This window comes from Streptomyces sp. IMTB 2501, from assembly GCF_001953885.1.
Taxonomy (GTDB): domain Bacteria; phylum Actinomycetota; class Actinomycetes; order Streptomycetales; family Streptomycetaceae; genus Streptomyces.
The window spans coordinates 104,596-122,711 of sequence record NZ_MQUS01000026.1 but is presented as its reverse complement, the minus strand read 5'-3'; the positions used below and the strand labels follow the sequence as shown (position 1 = coordinate 122,711).

Below are 18,116 nucleotides of genomic sequence, written 5' to 3'. Positions count from 1 at the left end.
TTACGGCCGCAGTCACGGCCACCGGCTGCCCTGGCCGGCCGCCGGAGGGTCGCTCCGCGGGGCCGGGATTCAGCCTTGCCGAATCACCAGTCTGCCACCCTGGCGCTGGGCGACGACTTTGCCCGGGAGATTGATGGCTCCCTGGCCGCGCCAGCCGGTGATCAGACGGTCGACTTCCTCGATGTGGCGGGCGAACAGCGAACCGGCCGGGGCACCGGCCTCGATGGCCGCGCGGCGCAGGATCCGGCGGCGTACGGCGGGCGGCAGGGCGTAGAGCTTGGCGCACTCCAGCAGGCCCGTGGCGTCGCGTACGGAGGCCTCGGCCTGGCTGGCCCAGGTGTCGAGGGCGTCGGCGTCGTCGCGGGAGAGCTGGGCGGTGCGGGCGAGCGCCTCCACGACTCCTTTGCCGAGGGCCTTCTCCAGCGCGGGCAGGCCCTCGTGCCGGAGCCGGGAGCGGGTGTAGGCCGGGTCGGTGTTGTGCGGGTCGTCCCAGACCGGCAGGGACTGGGCCATGCAGGCCTTGCGGGCGGTCTGCCGGTCGAGCGCCAGGAAGGGCCGCCGGTAACGGCCGCCGGCCCCCGAGACCGCGGCCATCCCGGACAGGGAGCGGATGCCGGAGCCGCGGGCGAGGCCGAGCAGGACGGTTTCGGCCTGGTCGTCGCGGGTGTGGCCGAGGAGGATCGCCGTGGCCCCGTGGCGTTCGGCGACGGCGTCGAGGGCGGCGTAGCGGGCGTCGCGGGCGGCTGCTTCGGGTCCGCCGTCGCGGCCGACGGTGACGGTGACGGACTCGACCGGGTCGAGACCGAGTTCTTGCAGGCGCAGCGCGACCTCGTCGGCGCGGAGGCCGGAGCCGGGCTGGAGGCCGTGGTCGATGGTGACGCCCCCGGCGCGGAGGCCGAGGCGTGGCGCCTCGAAGGCGAGGGCGGAGGCGAGGGCCATGGAGTCGGCGCCGCCGGAGCACGCGACGAGCACGAGCGGGGAGGGGGACCGCTCGGCTGTCAGGAGCGTGCGCTCGCCGGAGGCCTGCCGGCCGAGCCCGCCGGAGGTGTGGTCGTCGTTGAGGATGTCGTGGAGGACGCGGCGGACCGCCAGGCGTATCGCCGCGACCGCAGGATGGGGACCCATGTCCGGTTCCCTTCATGAAGTTTTCTGGGGGGTGAGCCCGAGTAGGTCACTCAGAGTGTGTAGATGGTGACAGAACCGGGCGGTTCCCCGAGCATTGCACGCCTACGCATGGCCCACGGTCCCTCGGACGGGTGATTGGAGGGGCATTCGCCTGCCGCAGGCCGGATTCCATTCACGACGTGTCCATGCCGTTCACGACTCTGCCTTGCGGTGCACCCGCGCGACCCAGTCCGCCGGTTTGGCGATCTCCGCCTTGGTGGGAAGGGTGTTGGGCGAGGTCCACACACGGTTGAAGCCGTCGGTGCCCACCTGCTCGACAACGGCTCGTACAAACCTCTCGCCGTCCCGGTACTGCCTCAGTTTGGCATCCAGACCCAGCAGCTTGCGCAGGGCGAGATCGAGGCGGGAGGCGCCCTTGGCGCGACGCTGCTGGAACTTCTCGCGGATCTCCGAGACGGTCGGTACGACGCTGGGGCCGACGCCGTCCATGACGTAGTCGGCGTGCCCCTCCAGCAGGGACATCACGGCGGTGAGGCGGCTGAGGATCTCGCGCTGGGCCGGGGTCTGCACCAGTTCCACGAAGGAGCGGCCGCCGTCGTCCTCCTCGCCCTCGGGGCGGCCTCCGGCAAGGGACTGGGCGGCTTCCCTGATGCGCTCCAGGAAGGTCATCGGGTCGACGTCTGTCTCCGCCAAGAACGACTGGATTTCGCCCTCCAGATGGTCGCGCAGCCAGGGCACGGCCGTGAACTGGGTGCGGTGGGTCTCCTCGTGCAGGCACACCCACAGCCGGAAGTCGTGCGGCTCGACGTCGAGTTCGCGCTCGACGTGGACGATGTTGGGGGCGACGAGGAGGAGGCGGCCGCCGCCGTTCTCACCGGAGGGGAGGTCACGGGTGGCGGGGGCGAAGGTCTCGTACTGGCCGAGGACGCGGGAGGACAGGAACGACAGCAGCATGCCGAGTTCCACGCCGGTGACCTTGCCGCCGACGGTGCCGAGGACGGCGCTGCCGGGGCTGTCGGCGCGGCGTTCCTGCATCTTCTCCAGGAGCGGTTTGAGGATCTCGCGGAAACCGGCGACGTTGGCGCGGACCCAGCCGGGGCGGTCGACCACGAGGACGGGGGTGTCGTGGATCTCCTCGGTGCCCATACGAGTGAAGCCCCGGACGTGTTCCTCCGAGGCCTTCGCGTGCCGGCGCAGCTCCGCGACGACGGCGCGGGCCTCGTCGCGGCTGACGTCGGGGCCCGGTCGCACGAGCCGCGTCGCGGTCGCCACCGCGAGGTTCCAGTCGACCATCCCGGGAGATGTGGTGCCACCGAAGCCAGTCATGCTGTCAACCGTACGTGAGCGTTCCCACTTCGGGCAGGCCGTGTGAGGTCGGGGGTGGCCGGGGGTGTTGCCGGGGCACCCGATGCCGGTGGCTACTTGCAGCCGCAGCTCGCCAGTGCCGTCGCCGTTCTGTCCAGGGCGGACTCGGCCTCCGCGGGGTTTGCCGTGCCGGAGGCCATGAAGGCGAAGGCCAGCAGGCGGCCGTCGCTGTCCACGACCGTGCCGGCGAGGGTGTTCACCCCGGTCAGGGTGCCGGTCTTGGCGCGTACGACGCCTGCGGCGCTGTCGGTGTAGCGGTCGGCCAGGGTGCCGGTGAAGCCGGCCACGGGCAGGCCGGTGAGGACGGGGCGCAGGCCGGGGCGGTCGGGGTCGCCGGCCGTGACCAGGAGGCCGGTGAGGAGGTCGGCGGTGAGCCGGTCGTCGCGGTCGAGGCCGCTGCCGTCGTGGAAGGCGGCGCCGGACATCGGCAGACCGAGCTTGGTCAGCCGCGCGGAGATCGCCTCGGCGCCGCCGTCGAAGCTGCCGGGCCGGCCGCTCGTGAGGGCCGTCTGGCGGGCCAGGTTCTCGGCGATGTCGTTGTCGCTGTTGGTCAGCATGCGCTCGACCAGGGCGGACAGCGGGGGCGAGGAGACTGTGGCGAGGGTCTCCGCGCGCGTGCTGGCCTTGGAGGGGCCGGGGGGTGTGGTGGTGATGCCGGCATCCTTCAGGAAGCCCGCGAACTTGCCGGCCGCGTCCTTCGCAGGGTCACTCACGCGGGTCGCCGGACCGCTGGTGGAGTCGTCGGTGCGGCCCTCGTCGACGGTCAGGGCGCTGACCGGGGCCAGGTTGTCGTTGACGCCGATGGGGTGCAGGGCGGGGCCGGAGTACAGGGTCGTGTCGTAGGAGAGCGTGACCTTGCGGATGCCGTGCTTCCGGAGTGCTTTCGCGCTGCTCGCCGCCAGCGTGCGCAGGCTGGCCCACCCTCCCCCGGCGTTCTGGTGGGCGGTGAGAGTGGGGTCGCCGCCACCGACCAGGACGAGTTCGCCGGTGTCGGGTTCGAGGGCGGCGCGGGTGGTGAGGCGGTGGTCGGGACCCAGGGCGGACAGAGCGGCGACCGCGGTGGCGATCTTGGTGGTGGAGGCCGGGGTGAGGGCCTTGTTGTCGTCGGCGCCGTACACGCGCGCGCCGGTGGCCACGTCGACGACGGCGGCCGTGTGCGTGTCGCCCAGCGCGGGGGCGTTCAGAAGGGGCCCCAGGACGTCGGAGAGGGCCTTGGGGCCCGGGGCGGCCTGCTGGGTGCCGATGGCGCTCCTCGTGGCGTCCAGGCCCGCCAGGACGGGCGCGGCACTCGGCGCGGGCCGGGGCGCCCCCGCCGTCGTACCGGATCCGCCGTGATCTGCGCCACCTGACCGCTGCAGGGCGACCGCCCGGTCCCGCTCGGCCGTACGCTGGCCGTCGGCGTCCCAGGGGCCGGCCACGGTCACCACGCCGGCGGCGAGTGCGAGGCCGGCGGTGGCGGCGCCCGCGGTGTACTGCCAGGTCCTGACGGACCGGGCACGCGGCAGGTGCGGGGGCCGGTGTCCAAGGGCCCGTGCCAACCGCGCAAGGCGCGGCTTCGCGGCCGTCGCGGCCCGCGCCAGACGCGGTCGTACGGCGTTCGCGATCCGCTCCAGCTGCGGTCCCGCGTCCCGCCAAGGCCTCAGCTCTGGCACGACCACCAGCCCCTTTCGCGATCACACACGTGCGTGAGGGACACTTAACCACCAGAACTATGTGCTGATCATGGAGGAGCCACCGGTGGAGTTCGACGTCACGATCGAGATCCCGAAGGGTTCGCGCAACAAGTACGAGGTGGATCACGAGACCGGTCGGATCCGCCTGGACCGTCGCCTCTTCACCTCGACCGCCTACCCGACCGACTACGGCTTCGTCGAGAACACCCTCGGCGAGGACGGCGACCCGCTGGACGCGCTGGTCATCCTGGACGAGCCGACCTTCCCGGGCTGCCTCATCAAGTGCCGTGCGATCGGCATGTTCCGGATGACGGACGAGGCGGGCGGCGACGACAAGCTGCTGTGCGTTCCGGCCACCGACCCGCGGGTGGAGCACCTGCGCGACATCCACCACGTGTCGGAGTTCGACCGCCTGGAGATCCAGCACTTCTTCGAGGTGTACAAGGACCTGGAGCCCGGCAAGTCGGTCGAGGGTGCCAACTGGGTGGGCCGTACGGACGCCGAGGCGGAGATCGAGCGGTCGTACAAGCGCTTCGAGGAGACGGGCGGCCACTGACGCCCCTACGGCGCCTTTTGAGGCGTCTTCTGCGGAAAGGGCCGTACGCGCGTGCGTGCGGCCCTTTCCGCATCCACGCACGCGTGCGGACTCGTCCGGACGTCTGTGCGCATACTGAGGCCAGCGGAAGGTGTCGTTCAGGGAGCGGTGCGAGGTGACGGAGGCGGAGGACCGCAAGCCCCGGTCGGACGAGGCGCGGTACGACCCGGAGATCACGTCAGAGTTCGCCATTCCCGCGGGCCTCGACGTGCCGAGGACGGTCGGCGAGGCGGAGACGACCTCCGAGTTCACGGTCCCGAAGGGGCTGCACACGCCGGAGCCGCCGAGTGCCGAGCCGGAGGGCTCGGCATTCAGCCTGCCGAGCACCTACAGCGCCGAGGACTCCCTGGTCGCGTTCACTCCGGCCACCGGAGTGCCGCTGGTCAGCCTGATCAAGGACGCGCCCTGGCAGGACCGGATGCGCACGATGCTGCGCATGCCGGTGGCCGAGCGGCCCGCGCCGGAGCAGGTGCAGCGCGAGGAGGAGGGCGGCCCGGCCGTCCCGCGCGTCCTCGACCTGACCCTGCGTATCGGGGAGCTGCTGCTGGCCGGCGGTGAGGGCGCGGAGGACGTGGAGGCCGCGATGTTCGCGGTGTGCCGCTCCTACGGCCTGGACCGCTGCGAGCCGAACGTCACCTTCACCCTGCTGTCGATCTCGCACCAGCCGTCGCTGGTGGAGGACCCGGTCACGGCGTCGCGGACGGTACGGCGGCGGGGCACCGACTACACCCGGCTCGCGGCCGTGTTCCGGCTGGTGGACGATCTGACCGACCCGGAGACCCATGTCTCCCTGGAGGAGGCCTACCGGCGGCTGGCGGAGATCCGCCGCAACCGGCACCCCTACCCCGGGTGGGCGCTGACCCTGGCCGGTGGTCTGCTGGCCGGCGCGGCCTCCGTGCTGGTCGGCGGTGATCTGATCGTGTTCGTCGCGGCGGCCGTCGGCGCGATGCTCGGCGACCGGCTGGCCTGGCTGTGCGCGGGGCGCGGGCTGCCGGAGTTCTACCAGTTCACGGTCGCCGCGATGCCGCCCGCGGCGATCGGGGTGGCGTTCGCGCTGGCGCACGTCGACGTGAAGGCGGCCGCCGTCGTCACCGGTGGACTGTTCGCCCTGCTGCCCGGGCGGGCTCTGGTGGCGGGCGTACAGGACGGTCTGACCGGCTTCTACATCACCGCGGCGGCCCGGCTGCTGGAGGTCCTGTACTTCTTCGTCGGCATCGTCGCCGGCGTGCTGGTCGTCCTGTACTTCGGCGTGAAAATCGGCGGCAAGCTGAACCCGGACGCGGCGCTCATCATCAACGAACGGCCGCTGATCCAGATCGCGGCCTCCATGCTGCTGTCGCTGACCTTCGCGGTACTGCTCCAGCAGGAGCGGTCGACCGTGCTGTGGGTGACCCTCAACGGGGGCGTCGCGTGGACGGTGTACGGCGCGATGCACTACGTCGCCGACATCTCGCCGGTGGCGTCCACGGCCGTTGCGGCCGGGCTGGTGGGTCTGTTCGGGCAGCTGCTGTCGCGGTACCGGTTCGCGTCGGCGCTGCCCTATACGACGGCGGCGATCGGGCCGCTGCTGCCCGGCTCCGCCACGTATTTCGGGCTGCTGAGCATGGCGCAGAACGAGGTGGACAAGGGGCTGGTGTCGCTGGCCAACGCGGCGTCGCTGGCGATGGCCATCGCGATCGGGGTCAATCTGGGGTCGGAGATCTTCCGGCTGTTCCTTCGGGTTGGTTCCGCCGGGAAGCGGCGGGCTGCCAAGCGGACCAGGGGTTTTTAAGCGCCGACCAGCTCTGGGCCCATTCGCCGCCGGCGACTGCCCGCGCCCCTGTCAGTGCTGGCGGTAGTCGTAGTCGTAGGGGTACTGCTGCTGCGGGTACCGCTGCTGCTCGTACTGCTGCTGCGGGTACTGCTGCTGGTCGTAGTACCCGTTGTTGTCGTAGCCCTGGTTCCAGTACTGGTCATGCTGCTGGGACTGCTGGGGCTGCTGGTACGGCTGCTGCTCGTACGGGTAGCCGTACTGCTGCTCCGGCTCGATGCGGCGCAGCTGGGTGGTCGCGGGGTCCATGGCCGGCTGCTGCTGGGGCTGCCGGCTCGCCGGCTCGGGCCGCGGGGCCTTCTTCTCCTTGCTGCGGGCGCGGAGGAACTCGATGGCGATGGGGACCACGGAGACGAGGACGATCAGGATCAGGATCGCCTCGATGTTGTTCTTGACGAAGCCGATGTTGCCCAGCCAGGAGCCGAGCAGGGTGACGCCCGCGCCCCACAGGACGCCACCGATGACGTTGAAGATCAGGAACGAGCGGTACTTCATGCCGCTGACGCCCGCGACGATCGGCGTGAACGTGCGCACGACCGGCACGAAGCGGGCCAGGACCAGGGACTTCGGGCCGTACTTCTCGAAGAACTCGTGCGCCTTGGTGACGTTCTCCTGCTTGAACAGGCGGGAGTCCGGGCGGTTGAACAGGGACGGGCCGACCTTCGTGCCGAACATGTAGCCCGCCTGGTCGCCGAGGATCGCGGCGAGGCAGATCAGGGCTATCGCGCCCCACAGGGGGAACTTCAGCTGGTGCGAGGTGATCAGCAGGCCGCAGGTGAACAGCAGCGAGTCACCGGGCAGAAAGAACCCGATGAGCAGGCCGGACTCGGCGAAGACGACGAGCAGCAGGCCCCAGATGCCGAAATTGTCGAGCAGCGTGTTGGGATCGAGCCAGCTCGGGCCGAGGGCGAGTGTCATCACGGGTCCGGGCTCCTGAGGGGGTGAAGGCGGCTACGGCGTCCATGTGAAGGCCGCACAAAGCTATCAACGTGATGTGACCGCCCCAGGTTCCACCGGTGTCTCCAGGATGCACTGTGGGATGACTGAGAGAAAGCTGTGATTCATGGGACTCGATGACTACGGCGGCGGCCAGGAGCCGCAGCCGGACGTGCTGGTCGTGACCACGAACGACGTGCCCGGGTACCGGGTGGAGCAGGTGATCGGCGAGGTCTTCGGACTCACCGTGCGCTCCCGGCACCTCGGCAGCCAGATCGGCGCCGGGCTGAAGTCGATGATCGGCGGCGAGCTGAAGGGCCTCACCAAGACGCTCGTACAGACCCGCAACCAGGCCATGGAGCGTCTGGTGGAGCAGGCACGCGCGCGTGGCGCCAACGGAGTGCTGGCGTTCCGGTTCGACGTGACCGAGGCCGCCGACGTGGGCACCGAGGTGTGCGCGTACGGCACGGCGGTGGTCCTGGCCCGGGGGTGAGCCCCGGGCCAGGAGTCAGGACGCGGTGTGCCGGTCGGCGTTGGCGAGGATGGCGGCGCGCAGGTGTTCCGCGAGCCCAGGGCGCATGGAGTCGTAGAACGCCTTGAAGCGCTCGTCGGAGACGTACATCTCCGCGAAGCACCGGTGCAGCTCGTACGGGACCTCGAAGTAGTACCTGCTGATGTGCCGGCGGTGTTCCTCCGCCATGTCCATGGCCGCCTCGCCGGCCGGCTGCTCGCCGGCGGCAACCAGAGCGGCGTACCGCTCGCCCCAGTCGTCGACCTCGGCCTGGATGCGCTTCCAGTCCTCCTTGGTGTAAGTGGCGGCGCGGCGCTGTGACTCGGCGTACGCCTCCGTGTTGCCCCAGCGCTGCTCCGCCTCCTCGCGGTACTGTTCGGGGTCCTTGTCCCCGAAGACCTCGAAACGCTCCTCCGGCGTGAGGTTGATGCCCATCTTGCGTGCCTCCATGGCGTGCTCCACGGCCGCGGCCATCTTCTGGAGCTTCTCGATCCGGGCGGTCAGCAGTTCGTGCTGGCGGCGCAGGTGTGCGCGCGGGTCCGCGTCCGGGTCGTCGAGCAGGGCCGCGACCTCGTCGAGCGGGAAGCCGAGCTCCCGGTAGAACAGGATCTGCTGGAGCCGGTCGAGGTCGGCGTCGGTATAGCGCCGGTGGCCGGCGTGCGTGCGCTCGCCGGGCACGAGGAGGCCGATCTCGTCGTAGTGGTGCAGGGTGCGCACCGTGACCCCGGCGAACCCCGCGACCTCTCCCACGGAGAAGACCTGTCCCACGGAGTAGCTCACTTTTCCGCTCCTTCGGTCGGTACGCCCTCCACGCTGAGGCCTCACGTCACGTGAGGTGCAAGCCGGTTCCCCTTCATGATGTTCGGGATGTTGTGCGGATTTTGTCCGCTTATGGTGAGCCCGTGGGCCAGGAAACCGACGCGTCGCAGGCGCCCCCGTCCGCCCCTACGGCTCCGGCGCGGGCCCTGCTGCCGTTCATCCTGCCCGCCGTGGCCATCGGTGTCGTCGCGAGCCTGGTCTTCGTCGGGGTGAGCGGGGCGGCGGAGCGGCTCCAGCAGGTGCTGTGGGGGCCGCTGCCGGACGCGCTCGGGGTGGGCCGCTACTCGGTGCCGTGGATGTTCGCGGCGCTGATCGCCACGGGGCCGGCGGTCGGCCTGGTGGTGTGGAAGGCGCCCGGGCACGCCGGGCCGGAGCCGGCGACCGTCGGCCTGAACGCCCCGGCGATGGCGCCGGTCGTGCTGCCGGGCCTGGTGCTGGCGACCGGGCTGATGCCGGCCGGAGGCCCGAGCCTCGGCCCGGAGAACCCGATCATCGCCGTGAACGTGAGCCTCGCGGCCTGGCTCGGCACGCGTCTGCTGCCCCGGACGCCGGACGCCCTGTGGCCGGTGCTGGCCGAGGCGGCGACGATCGGAGCGCTGTTCGGCACGCCGGTGGCGGCGGCGCTGGTGATCTCCGAGGCGCTGGCCGGGCGGCCGGTGCGCGGGCAGCTGTGGGACATCGTGTTCGCGCCGTTGGTCGCCGGCGCGTGCGGGGCCATGACGACCACCCTGGTAGCCCACCCGACGTTCGGCCTGGGGCTGCCGCCCATGGGCCACCCGCACGCGAAAAATCTCCTGGCGGCCCTCGTGATCGCCTCGGCGGCCGCACTGCTCGGCATGGGCGCCGTGTACGCCTTCCCGCATGTCCACGCGGCCTTCCGGCGGCTGCGGCACCCGATGCTGATGATTCCCGGCCGGCGGGGTCGTGCTGGGCGCTCTGGGGGCGCTGGGCGGCCCTGTGACGCTGTTCAAGGGGCTGTCGGAGGTCGGGGAGCTGGCTCGCCGCCCGGAGGGCTGGTCGGCGGGGCGGTTCGCCGCGATGGCGGTGGTGAAGCCGGCCGCGCTGCTCGTCGCCGCGTCATGGGGTTTCCGCGGCGGCCGTATCTTCCCGGCGGTCTTCATCGGCACCGCCCTGGGCCTGTGCGCCCACGCGCTCGTTCCCGCCGTCCATCCGGTGGTCGGCGTGGCGACGGGTGTCCTGGGCATGCTCCTGGCGATCACCCGGCAGGCCTGGGTGAGCCTGTTCACGGCCGCCGTGCTGGTCGCCTCGCCGAGCGTCCTCGCCCTGCTGTGCGTCGCGTCGCTGCCGGCCCGGCTGCTGGTGACGGGGCGCGCGCAGATGCAGTTGCGCGAGAACGGCACCCCGGTCCGCTGACAAACGGTTCGCTGACAACCTTCCCTGGAGGCACGTTCATGGCCCTGCACAAAGGTTCCGAGAAGCACGAAGCGCGGACGCTGTCGGTCAACCCGTTCTACGGGGAGGCCAATCCGGTCGGCGGCATGACCGAGGCCCCGCCGACACACCGCCTCCCGGACGCGCCGCTGCCCCCGTCCACGGCGTATCAGCTGGTGCACGACGAGCTGATGCTGGACGGCAACTCCCGGCTGAATCTGGCCACGTTCGTCACCACCTGGATGGAGCCGCAGGCCGGGGTGCTGATGGCGGAGTGCCGGGACAAGAACATGATCGACAAGGACGAGTACCCGCGCACGGCCGAGCTGGAGCGGCGCTGTGTGGCGATGCTCGCCGACCTGTGGAACGCGCCGGACCCGTCGGTGGTGGTGGGCTGTTCGACGACCGGGTCGAGCGAGGCGTGCATGCTCGCCGGGATGGCGCTCAAGCGGCGCTGGGCCAGGCGCAACGCCGACCGCTATCCGGGCGCCCGGCCGAACCTCGTCATGGGCGTCAACGTCCAGGTGTGCTGGGAGAAGTTCTGCAACTTCTGGGAGGTGGAGGCCCGGCAGGTGCCCATGGAAGGCGACCGTTTCCGTCTCGACCCGCAGGCCGCGGCCGAGCTGTGCGACGAGAACACCATCGGGGTCGTCGGCGTCCTCGGTTCGACGTTCGACGGCTCCTACGAGCCGATCGCCGACCTGTGTGCGGCCCTGGACGCCCTCCAGCAGCGCACGGGGCTCGACATCCCGGTGCATGTGGACGGCGCGTCCGGCGGCATGGTGGCGCCCTTCCTGGACCCGGACCTGATGTGGGACTTCCGGCTGCCGCGCGTGGCCTCGATCAACACCTCGGGCCACAAGTACGGCCTCGTCTACCCGGGCGTCGGCTGGGCGCTGTGGCGGGACAAGGAGGCGCTGCCCGAGGAACTGGTCTTCCGGGTCAACTACTTGGGCGGCGACATGCCGACCTTCGCGCTCAACTTCTCCCGCCCCGGCGCCCAGGTGGTCGCGCAGTACTACACGTTTCTGCGGCTGGGCCGGGACGGCTACCGCGCGGTGCAGCAGTCGACGCGGGACGTGGCGACCGGGCTCGCCGAGCGGATCGCGGCGCTCGGCGACTTCCGGCTGCTGACCCGAGGCGACGAGCTGCCGGTCTTCGCCTTCACCACCGCCCCGGACGTGACCGCGTACGACGTCTTCGACGTCTCCCGGCGGCTGCGCGAGGGCGGTTGGCTGGTGCCCGCGTACACCTTCCCGGCGAACCGGGAGGACCTGTCCGTGCTGCGGGTGGTGTGCCGCAACGGCTTCTCCCACGACCTGGCCGACCTGTTCCTGGCCGACCTGACCCGCCTCCTGCCCGAGCTGCGCCGGCAGCCGCACCCACTGACCCGGGACAAGGACGCGGCCACCAGCTTCCATCACTAGTCCCCCGGATGCCGCTCCCCCGTCGCGTAGGGGTTCTCCTCGTCCTCGGCGAGGACGCCGACGAACGGTTCGCCCTCGGTGGCGAAGGTGTAGGCGCCGCTCTCGATGCGGTCGATGAGGCCGTGGGTCCACTCGGCCTCGGAGTCGGCCGTGTGGACCCACATGTTCATGATCTCGCCGATGTGACCGAGCTGCCCCGGCCCCTCCTCGGGCACATAGTGCTCGGTGACCGAGGAGCGCCACGCCTCGATCCGGCGTGTGCGCTCCTTCAGCAGCGCCACCGCCTCGGCCCTCGGCAGGTCGACCATGAAACCGATGGCCGCCGTCTTCATGTCGCCCCGCTGGTCGTAGGTGACCAGCGCGTCGCGCAGCAGGGTGAAGTACTCCTCGGTGCCCTTCTCGGTCAGCTCGTACTCGGTGCGCGGCGGCCCGCCCGCCGTGGACGGCGCGATCTCGTGCGCGTGCAGCAGCCCTTGCCTGGCCATCTGTTTCAGGGCGTGGTAGATCGAGCCCGGCTTGGCGTTGGACCACTCGTGCGCGCCCCAGTACTCCAGGTCGTTGCGCACCTGGTAGCCGTGGGCCCGCCCGTGCTGGCGGACCGCGCCCAGCACGAGAAGACGGATCGCTGACATGCGGTCCAGGTTATGGCCGCGGGGCTCACCTCCGTACGGCCGCCCGCCCCGCGATCACCCCCAGGAGGCGCCCTGTTCCTGGGCCACCAGCTCGAAGGCGGTCTTGCCGTCCAGGGACTCGCGGATGATGTCCGCGTGGCCGGCGTGCCGGGCCGTCTCGCGGATCAGGTGCAGACACAGCCAGCGCAGCGAGACCCGGCCCTCCGGCGGGAACCACGGGTCCGGCGGCAGCGGGAAGGTGTCGTCCAGGCTCGGCGCGGAGCGGATGAACTTCTCCGTCTCGGCGGCGACCTGCTCCCAGTACGCCAGCTGCGAGGCGACCGTCTCCTCGCCGACCAGCTGGAAGCTCTCGTGCCAGTTCGACTCGTTGCGCCGGACCGGCGGCTGCTCCTGCTTGGCGCGGGCGATCCAGATGTCCTCGATCTCGGCGACATGCTTGAGCAGACCGCCGAGCGACAACTCGCTGGCGCTGGGGCAAGAACGGGCCTGCTCCTCGGTCAGTCCGAGCAGGGCCCGGCGGATGCCGCCTCGCTGCTCCTCGATGAACGCCAGCAGCGCTCCTCGCTCGTCGCCGTTCGCCTCCGCAGGCACGTGCATGACCATGACGGCCACCCTTTCATCGGTTCACCGGGGCTTTCGCCCTGACACCGATGACGTTACGGACCATTGCGGTCAGGTACTGTCCGCAATGGTCCGCCTCGGCGAGAATTCGTCAGAACGGGAAGCCGCTGCGCCCGTGCTGCACCGAGATCCACTTGATGGTCGTGAAGGCCTCCAGCGTCGTCTCGCCGTTCAGGCGGCCGAGGCCGGAGTGCTTCTCGCCGCCGAACGGCACGATCGGCTCGTCATGCACCGTGCCGTCGTTCACGTGGAACATGCCGGTGTCGATCTGCTTGGCGAAGGCGACACCCCGCTCGATGTCGCCCGTGTGGACAGCGCCGCTGAGGCCGTACGGGGTGTCGTTGACGATGCGGAGCGCCTCCTCCTCGCCGTCGAACGGGATGAGGAAGACGACCGGGCCGAAGACCTCCTGCTGGAGCAGCGCGGAGTCGGCGGGGACGTGGCTGAGCACGCTGGGCTCGACCAGGTTGCCGTTGGTGGCGCCCCGCACGAGGGCAGTGGCGCCCTCGGCGAGCGCCTGCTCGACGGTGCCGGAAATGGCGCCCGCCTGCTGGGAGTTGATCACCGGGCCGATGACGGTCTGCGGGTCGCGCGGGTCGCCGACCTTCAGGGTGCGGACCTTGGCGACGAACTTCTCGGTGAACTCCTCGGCGACCGAGGCGTCCACGAGGACCCGGTTGGCGGCCATGCAGACCTGGCCCTGGTGGACGAACCGGCTGAAGACCGCCGCGTCCACGGCGTAGTCGATGTCGGCGTCGTCCAGGACCACCAGCGCGCTGTTGCCGCCCAGTTCGAGCACCGAGCGCTTGAAGTTCGCCGCGCACACGGTGGCCACGTGCCGGCCGACCTTGTCGGAGCCGGTGAAGGAGATGACCTTCGGGACGGGGTGTTCGATGAACGCGTCGCCGATCTCGGCGATGTCGGTGACGACGACGTTGAGCAGGCCGCCGGGCAGCCCGGCCTCCTCGAAGATCCTGGCGATCAGGGTGCCGCCGGCGATCGGGGTGTTCTGGTGCGGCTTGAGGACCACGCCGTTGCCGAGCGCGAGTGCCGGGGCCACCGACTTCAGCGACAGCAGGAAGGGGAAGTTGAAGGGGCTGATCACGCCCACGACGCCGACCGGCACCCGGTAGACGCGGTTCTCCTTGCCGTCGGCCGGGGAGGGCAGGATCCTGCCCTCGGGACGCAGTGCCAGGTGGATCGACTCGCGCAGGAACTCCTTGGCGAGGTGCAGCTCGAAACCGGCCTTCACGCGCGTGCCGCCCAGTTCCGCGATGATCAGGTCGGCTATCTCCTGCTCGCGGTCCTCTATGAGCCTCAGCGCCCGCTCCAGGACCGCGCGGCGGGCGTACGGGTTGGTCGCGGCCCACTGCTTCTGGGCGCGGGCGGCTGCCCGGTAGGCCTGGTCCACCTCGTCGACCGTGGCCACTGTGATCGAGGCCAGCTTCTCGTCGTCGTACGGGTTGAAGTCGATGACGTCCCAGGAGCCGGTGCCCGGACGCCACTCGCCGTCGATGTACTGCTGGGCCAGGTCGGTGAAGTAGGACGACATGTGATCCCTCAATCGCTAGCGGACACCAGATCTACGCCATGCCTGATCGCACGTCATCGTACTTGCGTTTAAAGCGAGTTGAAGGCGTCCGCTCAAGACAGACTGAAGACCGGCTCAGGACCCGCTCAGGACCGGCTCAGGGCAGATATCCAGACGGTGCGAGACAGATCTCAAGGCGGAAAGTGACCGCTCAGGACAGTTGCAGGAGCCCGCGGAGCAGATCCCGGCTCTCGTCGGGGCCCGGGCTGTCCTGCTGCAGTTCCTTCAGCGCCTGCTCGTACTGGGCGACGTCCTCGCGCTTGTCCAGATAGAGGGCGCTGGTCAGCTGCTCCAGGTAGACGACGTCGGACAGGTCGGCGTCCGGGAAGCTGAGGACGGTGAAGGCGCCGCTCTCACCGGAGTGCCCGCCGAAACCGAACGGCATGATCTGCAGTCGTACGTTGGGCCGCTGGGAGACGTCGATGAGGTGCTGGAGCTGGCCGCGCATCACCTCGCGGTCGCCGTAGGGGCGGCGCAGGGCGGCCTCGTCGAGGACGAAGTGGAACTCGGGGGCACTGTTCGCGAACAGGTGCTTCTGCCGTTCCAGACGCAGCGCGACCCGGCGCTCGACGTCTGCCTGGCTCGCGCCCGTCATGCCGCGCCGGACCACCGCGCGGGCGTACTCCTCGGTCTGGAGCAGGCCGTGGACGAACTGCACCTCGTAGACCCGGATGAGGGACGCGGCGCCCTCCAGGCCCACATAAGTGGGGAACCAGCTGGGCAGGACGTCGGTGTAACTGTGCCACCAGCCGGCCACGTTGGCCTCCCGGGCGAGGGAGAGCAGCGACTCGCGCTCCATCTCGTCCGTGATGCCGTACAGCGTCAGCAGGTCCTCGACATCCCTGGTCTTGAAGCTCACCCGGCCCAGCTCCATCCGGCTGATCTTCGACTCGGAGGCGCGGATCGAGTACCCCGCCGCCTCACGCGTAATCCCCCGCGCTTCACGCAGTCGCCTGAGTTGCGAGCCGAGCAGCATCCGCCGCACCACCGATCCGGGCTCTCCCGCGCTCACGTTCGCCAGCCTCCCCAACCGTCTTCAGGGCCCGCAGTCTGCCACTAAAACACTTCGAGCAGTACTCGCCCGGTTACGGAAACGGAAAGAGGTGAGCCGTTTCTGCCTGTGTGTGGTCGGGAAGAGGTCAGTACCTCTGGCGACAATCGCCGAGAAGATGGCGGAAAAAATGGCCAACAAGCGGTACGGGCAGGGCCAATTCGGTCGCGTGCACGTGCATCTGCCCTTGCATCTGCTTCCCGCATCCGAAACCATGGTGCCGCGCCACCGCTGCATCGCAACGACCGCGTCTTCCCGGGAGTGCCTCGCATGGGGACGAATGGATCGACCATGCTCAAGCCGTTACGGCAGGGCCTTCCGCCGCTGGATCCCGCGGCCGTGTCCGATGCCGCCTCCTGCGCCCTGCCCGCCCGCTACGAGGCGGTGCGCGAGGCCCGGCACTTCACCCGTGACACCCTCGACAAGTGGGACGTCGGCGACCGCTTCGACGACATATGCCTGGTCGTCTCGGAACTCGTCACCAACGCCCTGCGCCACGCGGTGCCGGCCGACACGGGATGCCCCGAGGCCGCAGCGTCCGTACGGCTGCACCTGATGCGCTGGACCGAGCGGCTGGTGTGCGCGGTGCGCGACCCGAGCCACGAGACACCGGTGCCGCGGGACTCGGACGACTTCTCCGCCGAGTCCGGACGCGGGCTGTTCCTGGTCGACTCCTTCGCCGACAGCTGGGGCTGGCATCCGCTCGCGGGCACCCTCGACGGCAAGGTCGTCTGGGCGCTGTTCCGGCTCCGTCCGGTCGGCTGACACGGCGAAGCACCCACGGACGCCCGGTTTCTACGCGCGTCACAGCGCCTCTTCCCGCGCGTCCGACATCGTTGCCACCGGGGCGGGCGGCCCGCCCCCACCCGGGCGTCAGCTCACTATCAGATGGTCGAACTCGCCGTCCTTGATGCCGAGCAGCATGGCCTCGATCTCCGCGCGCGTGTAGACGAGCGCCGGGCCGTCCGGAAAACGCGAGTTGCGTACGGCGACCTCGCCGCCCGGCAGCCGCGCGAACTCCACGCAGGAACCCTGCGAGTTGCTGTGCCTGCTCTTCTGCCAGGCCACTCCGGCCAACTGCGCGGCAGCCATGCCGTTGTACACGTCGTACCCCCCGTACACGCCGTCAACGTCGCGGTCCACAGGTCGCTCCCCGGTGGTGCACTGGCTGGTGTGGCCATAGATGCTGTGGTCAACTGACCCGGATCATAACCCCGTTCACGTGCGGATGCATGAGCAAATGCACGTGCACAGGGGGTGTTCCCTCGGTTACAGGTTTGACGTCCGCTTTACCGAAGTGGCCCCTGCGACCTGTACCGACGGCTCTCCACCCAAGCCGAAGGCCCGTTACCGAAGCTGTTCCAGCGTTTGCCCCAGTGCGGGCAGGACATGCCCCCGCCACCCCCCGTCCATGATCTTGCGCGCCATCAGCTGAGCCGGGTCGTCCGGATCGAACCCCTCGTGCACTAGAAAGAGACGCGTGCCGCGCCCTTCATGTTCCAGGGTCCAGGTGATGGTCCAGTCCGCCGGGTTGGCCGGATCGGCGTCGGCCCAGCGGACGGACAGCATCCGCTCGATGTCGTAGGCAAGGACCCGCACCTCCACGACTCCGGAGAAGCGGGCGTTGGGACGCGGGACGGAGGTCATCCGGTACCGGTGGCCGACCTCCAGCCGGAAGTCCTCGGCGCCGGGCATCTGCCACCGCACGAGCAGTTCGGGGTCGGTCAGGGCGCGCCAGACCTTGGCGGGCGGATGCGGGAAGAACTGGTCGACGCGAATGGTCGTCAGGTCGTCATCGGGTTCGGTGCTCATCGCTCGTCATCGTCGGGCAGGCGGTCGAGGAGATCACCGAGACCCTTCAGCTGGTCGCGCCAGAACCGCTCGTACGGGTGGAGCCAGTCCTGCACCTCGGCGAGCGGGGCCGCCCGCAGGCGGTAGATGCGCTGCCGTCCGGAGCGCTGCTCGGAGACGAGGCCGGCCTCCCGGAGCACCTTGAGGTGTTCCGAGAGGCTGGGGCGGCGCATGTCGAAGTGGTCGGCCAGGGCCTGGACGGGCAGCGGTCCGCGCTCGCGCAGCAGCCGCAGCACCTCGCGGCGGGTGGCGTTGGCGAGCGCGGCGAAGACGCGGTCCTCGGCGGCGGTACCCGTCCCGTTCATGGAGCGGTCAGAAGCCTTCCTTCTCCGTCAGCAGCATCAGACCGTTGCCGTCGGGGTCCGTGAAGGAGGCCATGCGCCCCCAGGGGAGGTCGTCCGGTCCCTGTACGGGAGTCCCGGCCGCGGCGAGCCGCGCACAGTCGGCGTCGACATCGGTCGTCACCAACATGATCCCCCGTGCCGAGCCGGGCTCGAAATCCCCCATGCCCGGCCCCGAAAGAGTGAAGACGGTCTGCGCACCCTTCGGCGCCACCTGGAGCCACCGGCCCGGCGGCATCTGCAGATCGGCGGTGACCTCGAAGCCGAGGACGTCCCGGTAGAAGCACAGGGCACGGTCCTGGTCGGCGACGGGGAGGGTGACGAAGGAGGCGTGAGTGATGTTCATGGATACGACAATAGGTAGGCGTTTCCCTAC

General features: G+C 70.2%; 18 protein-coding genes and 1 pseudogene. 6 read left to right on the top strand and 13 right to left on the bottom strand.

The genetic code is table 11. The features are described 5' to 3' along the window. Positions 1 to 69 precede the first annotated feature (69 nt). The 3 genes from tilS to dacB form a co-directional block, all read right to left on the bottom strand. A complete protein-coding gene (tilS, locus tag AV521_RS34620; RefSeq protein ID WP_076094182.1) occupies positions 70 to 1,125 on the bottom strand; it encodes a tRNA lysidine(34) synthetase TilS in 1,056 nt (351 codons plus the stop codon). A 192-nt stretch (positions 1,126 to 1,317) separates the two neighbouring features. Continuing rightward, complete coding sequence (locus AV521_RS34615; RefSeq protein WP_076094180.1) at positions 1,318 to 2,451, bottom strand: zinc-dependent metalloprotease; 1,134 nt, start codon at positions 2,449 to 2,451, stop codon at positions 1,318 to 1,320. 92 nt (positions 2,452 to 2,543) lie between these two features. Then, on the bottom strand, positions 2,544 to 4,148 hold the full coding sequence (gene dacB, locus AV521_RS34610; protein ID WP_256725785.1) for a D-alanyl-D-alanine carboxypeptidase/D-alanyl-D-alanine-endopeptidase: 1,605 nt from the start codon (positions 4,146 to 4,148) through the stop codon (positions 2,544 to 2,546). A gap of 79 nt (positions 4,149 to 4,227) precedes the next feature. Here dacB and AV521_RS34605 point away from each other — a divergent pair, with 79 nt between their 5' ends. Both AV521_RS34605 and AV521_RS34600 read left to right on the top strand, forming a co-directional pair. Further along, positions 4,228 to 4,719: an inorganic diphosphatase gene (locus AV521_RS34605; protein WP_076094224.1), complete on the top strand. Its 492-nt coding sequence runs from the start codon at positions 4,228 to 4,230 to the stop codon at positions 4,717 to 4,719. A 154-nt stretch (positions 4,720 to 4,873) separates the two neighbouring features. Beyond that, positions 4,874 to 6,529 (top strand): threonine/serine exporter ThrE family protein, encoded by a 1,656-nt coding sequence (locus AV521_RS34600; protein ID WP_076094178.1) that lies wholly within the window; start codon positions 4,874 to 4,876, stop codon positions 6,527 to 6,529. A gap of 51 nt (positions 6,530 to 6,580) precedes the next feature. Here the strand turns inward: AV521_RS34600 and AV521_RS34595 are convergent, their stop codons facing one another. Then, positions 6,581 to 7,489, bottom strand: coding sequence for a DedA family protein (locus AV521_RS34595; RefSeq protein ID WP_076094176.1), 909 nt, complete (start codon positions 7,487 to 7,489; stop codon positions 6,581 to 6,583). A 142-nt stretch (positions 7,490 to 7,631) separates the two neighbouring features. Between AV521_RS34595 and AV521_RS34590 the strand changes: the two genes are divergently transcribed. Beyond that, the gene (locus AV521_RS34590) at positions 7,632 to 7,997 is read left to right on the top strand and encodes a YbjQ family protein (protein WP_023547712.1); all 366 of its coding nucleotides are present in this window, start codon (positions 7,632 to 7,634) and stop codon (positions 7,995 to 7,997) included. A 15-nt stretch (positions 7,998 to 8,012) separates the two neighbouring features. Here the strand turns inward: AV521_RS34590 and AV521_RS34585 are convergent, their stop codons facing one another. Further along, positions 8,013 to 8,795 (bottom strand): MerR family transcriptional regulator, encoded by a 783-nt coding sequence (locus AV521_RS34585; protein WP_179023603.1) that lies wholly within the window; start codon positions 8,793 to 8,795, stop codon positions 8,013 to 8,015. 122 nt (positions 8,796 to 8,917) lie between these two features. Between AV521_RS34585 and AV521_RS34580 the strand changes: the two are divergent. Together AV521_RS34580 and AV521_RS34575 are read left to right on the top strand one after the other, a co-directional pair. Further along, positions 8,918 to 10,208, top strand: a pseudogene (locus AV521_RS34580) (ion channel protein). 38 nt (positions 10,209 to 10,246) lie between these two features. Continuing rightward, entirely contained in the window at positions 10,247 to 11,653 is a 1,407-nt protein-coding gene (locus AV521_RS34575) for a glutamate decarboxylase (protein WP_076094175.1), read from the top strand. Here the strand turns inward: AV521_RS34575 and AV521_RS34570 are convergent. From AV521_RS34570 to AV521_RS34555, 4 genes are all read right to left on the bottom strand, one after another. Continuing rightward, positions 11,650 to 12,285, bottom strand: coding sequence for a PadR family transcriptional regulator (locus AV521_RS34570; protein WP_076094173.1), 636 nt, complete (start codon positions 12,283 to 12,285; stop codon positions 11,650 to 11,652). The two genes, AV521_RS34575 and AV521_RS34570, sit on opposite strands and share 4 nt — an antisense overlap. Positions 12,286 to 12,339: 54 nt before the next feature. Beyond that, positions 12,340 to 12,888 carry a DinB family protein gene (locus tag AV521_RS34565; RefSeq protein ID WP_076094171.1) on the bottom strand — a complete coding sequence of 183 codons (549 nt, stop codon included), beginning with the start codon at positions 12,886 to 12,888 and terminating at the stop codon, positions 12,340 to 12,342. 109 nt (positions 12,889 to 12,997) lie between these two features. After that, on the bottom strand, positions 12,998 to 14,458 hold the full coding sequence (locus AV521_RS34560; RefSeq protein ID WP_076094170.1) for an aldehyde dehydrogenase family protein: 1,461 nt from the start codon (positions 14,456 to 14,458) through the stop codon (positions 12,998 to 13,000). A 190-nt stretch (positions 14,459 to 14,648) separates the two neighbouring features. Further along, on the bottom strand, positions 14,649 to 15,473 hold the full coding sequence (locus AV521_RS34555; RefSeq protein WP_076094168.1) for a helix-turn-helix transcriptional regulator: 825 nt from the start codon (positions 15,471 to 15,473) through the stop codon (positions 14,649 to 14,651). 366 nt (positions 15,474 to 15,839) lie between these two features. On the opposite strand from AV521_RS34555, the gene AV521_RS34550 reads away from it, so the two are divergent. Then, positions 15,840 to 16,313, top strand: a complete 474-nt coding sequence (locus AV521_RS34550) for an ATP-binding protein (RefSeq protein WP_076094166.1) — start codon at positions 15,840 to 15,842, stop codon at positions 16,311 to 16,313. Between the two features lie 108 nt (positions 16,314 to 16,421). On the opposite strand, the gene AV521_RS34545 is transcribed toward AV521_RS34550, so the two are convergent. The 4 genes from AV521_RS34545 to AV521_RS34530 form a co-directional block, all read right to left on the bottom strand. After that, on the bottom strand, positions 16,422 to 16,691 hold the full coding sequence (locus tag AV521_RS34545) for a DUF397 domain-containing protein (protein WP_179023601.1): 270 nt from the start codon (positions 16,689 to 16,691) through the stop codon (positions 16,422 to 16,424). A gap of 204 nt (positions 16,692 to 16,895) precedes the next feature. Beyond that, complete coding sequence (locus AV521_RS34540) at positions 16,896 to 17,360, bottom strand: SRPBCC domain-containing protein (protein ID WP_076094164.1); 465 nt, start codon at positions 17,358 to 17,360, stop codon at positions 16,896 to 16,898. Then, positions 17,357 to 17,704 carry a helix-turn-helix transcriptional regulator gene (locus tag AV521_RS34535; RefSeq protein WP_076094162.1) on the bottom strand — a complete coding sequence of 116 codons (348 nt, stop codon included), beginning with the start codon at positions 17,702 to 17,704 and terminating at the stop codon, positions 17,357 to 17,359. Before AV521_RS34535 ends, AV521_RS34540 begins: the two co-directional genes overlap by 4 nt. Before the next feature lie 7 nt (positions 17,705 to 17,711). After that, a complete protein-coding gene (locus AV521_RS34530; RefSeq protein WP_076094160.1) occupies positions 17,712 to 18,086 on the bottom strand; it encodes a VOC family protein in 375 nt (124 codons plus the stop codon). Positions 18,087 to 18,116 lie beyond the last annotated feature (30 nt).